This is a genomic window from Spirochaetota bacterium, assembly GCA_040756435.1.
In the GTDB taxonomy this organism is placed as follows: Bacteria; Spirochaetota; UBA4802; order UBA4802; family UB4802; genus UBA4802.
Genome location: JBFLZD010000113.1, coordinates 1 through 2823, shown reverse-complemented (window position 1 = coordinate 2823; position 2823 = coordinate 1). Strand labels below are relative to the sequence as shown.

Sequence of the window (2823 nt, the reverse complement as noted above, 5' to 3'; positions counted from 1 at the left end):
CAGGCAGTGTACTGGGAAGTGCCTGGGATGGGATATTTGAGTGGATAGATAGTGGCATACAGGCAGGAGTAGAAGTAGTACGCAATACAACAGAGCGGCTCATAAATTGGGCACAGGGGGAAGGATTTGTAACTAACACAGAGAAAGCGATATTTGAATTGGGCAAGATAGTGGCAACACAAGCAGCGCTAATGGAATTTGGTACCCTTGAAGCAGAAAGCATACTGAAAGATTTTTATAAAGACAGCAGAGATGTAACCGATGCAAAGGTATGGGCACTGAAGCAGTCAGGATATGATACAACGGTATTGGAAAGTGATATAGCAAAGCGCAGGCAGAAGTTAGAGGAGAAGAGTCAAAGAACAGTATTAAAAGATGAAAGCAATCAAAGTAATACTAAAGTGGCAGGGATGTTTGACAATGTAATAGGGACCTTACAAAAAGGTATAGAATGGCTGTTTGGATTAGGGAAAAAAGAATGGAGTCAAGAAGAAATAAAAGATTTGACATTAAACTTAAATCAGGGCAAAGATGGGCCATTGAAGAAAGCAATACAGGAGTTAATAGATGAAGGCAAGTTGGAAGGAGTAAAAGATGCAGTAAAAATGGCACAGGGTGGATGTGTATATGCATCATTGTATGTGAATTTAGTATTATCGGGAGCAAAGGTAGAGGATGTAAAGGATTTTATAGAGCGGTGGTACAAGGAAGGGGCAATAAAGAATGATGGCACAACATATCAAGATGAGATAGTAAAAGCATATGGGTTTGAGAGAAAGCAAGTAACGGATTATAAAGAATTTGTAAAGCTAATGAGTAATGGGAATGGGAAGCTATATGGGGTGATGAGGTTTTATTCAACTGATTATAATCACGAACATAATGTAAACTTATATTACGACAAAGAAAAAGGAGGGTGGTATGTGTCAGATGTAGGGAAATCTGTGAATCACGGGATGAAATATTTAGATATTTTAGGTAAAAATAAAAAGTCAAATTTTCGATATTTTCAATATTTGATAAAGTCATAAATTTAAAAAGGAGGAATGACTGTGAAAATTAATAAAGTGGTTTTAATATTAATATACTCAATATCAATTGCAATTGCATTATATCAAATAAGTTTGTATGCTGATATTAAAAAGGTGAAAAATTTAGAGATAAATTATTGGAAAGGAAAAATTTATGCTATCTATGTATATGATAATACAGAAATAGATGATAATGGACTAAAAGTATTAAATGAAGTTGGAGAAACATTAGAGTTGCTTGGTATAACTAAGAGCAATATAACAGATAAAGGGATAAAGCATATTGTTACGTTAAAAAAGTTAAGGATATTAGGTATTGGTGACTGTGAGCTGACCGATCGTGGGATGGAGTACATAGGGGAGTTGGAGAATTTAGAGGAGTTAGACATAAGCAATACTAAGGTAACAGATGAGGGGTTGAAGCATATAAAGGGGTTGAAGAAGTTACGAACGCTTATAGTTAGTAACACTATGATAACAGGAGAAGGTTTTAAATATCTACAGGATTTGAATATAGAAGAGTTAGCGGCAGCAAATACGATGATAACAGACGATAGTTTACAATATTTACAGAATATGCAACTGCAATTGCTAACCATACCAGGAACAAGAGTAAGTGATAAAGGGATACAATATCTTGAGAAGATGAAAAGTTTAGAGAAGTTATTAATATGGAATACAAAGATAAGTGCAAGGGGTGTAAAGACATTAAAAAGTAAACTGCCACATACTATGATTGTAGATAAAAAGGGTCATTCATTATAGAATAAAGATTAAAGTAAAAAAAGTTTGAAAAATTATTGATTATCTATGTAAAGTTCAATCAGGAAAAAAAGAAATTGTGATGAAAACAAATAGACAGTTATTTCTGAAAGAATACATAAAAGCACAGTAGGAAATCATTTGAAGCTAAAAAACTAAAAGTAAAATAGATAAGCAATAGGAAGACATTCTGTATAGGGATGTACTGTACCATTGAAATTGCGTGCGTGCTTTGACAGATAGTTACTATGCTTGTGCAAAAGTATTTCATGGAGACTAACTAGAACACGGACTGCAACAAAAAATATATGGAATGCGGTTACATCATCATTCTAAAAGAAGAAAATTTTGATGATGTAGTGTCAGTCAATACAAAAGAATTATTCCCACGGCAACGGTAAGGCAACGATAGCCGGACAGGAGGTACGGCGTCATGTGTTGCGTGCGACCCTTCGGCAAGCTCAGGGCAGGTGACCTGAAGGGATGCTATTCCGCAGCATGCTGGCAACGATTAAATACATATAGAAAGCTCAAGGCATTTTTCTTTGGCACTTTCTTTTGTTGCCGCCTGGACAAAAGAAAGTGGATTATAAAGTGCATTTAAAGTGCATTATAGAAAGAAATTATAAGAGAAAAAACAATGATTACCGGACCGGGGGAAAGAAGAAAATAAAAATTATCGGGCTACACCTACTTAATCTTTTAATGTGACGAACAAAATCCCTCCAAGGCCATTACGCTATTTACTTTTTTTATTTTTTATGATTTCACTCTTAGTAAGTGTAGCCAGATATAATAAAATTGTTTTCTCCTATTTTTTTTTGTAATACATAATTATGAGATTACTATTTTGTCAATAATATTTTAAATATTTATAAAAAAAATTTATAAGTTTTTGAAATGTGTTGTCATAAAATATAACATTTTGTTATATTTATAACAAAAAACTGTTATATTTATAACGTTTAAATCGATTTATGCAACATTACAATACGATATTGTTTATTCTATTTGGGGTTACGGTATAATA

At 33.4% G+C, this 2823-nt stretch carries 2 protein-coding genes; both read left to right on the top strand.

What is annotated here, in order from left to right; all coding sequences use genetic code 11:
* Positions 1–1031 (top strand): hypothetical protein (locus AB1444_16320; GenBank protein MEW6528219.1); only part of this gene is annotated, 1031 nt, incomplete at its 5' end.
* A gap of 21 nt (positions 1032–1052) precedes the next feature.
* The gene (locus AB1444_16315; GenBank protein MEW6528218.1) at positions 1053–1796 is read left to right on the top strand and encodes a hypothetical protein; all 744 of its coding nucleotides are present in this window, start codon (positions 1053–1055) and stop codon (positions 1794–1796) included.
* Positions 1797–2823 lie beyond the last annotated feature (1027 nt).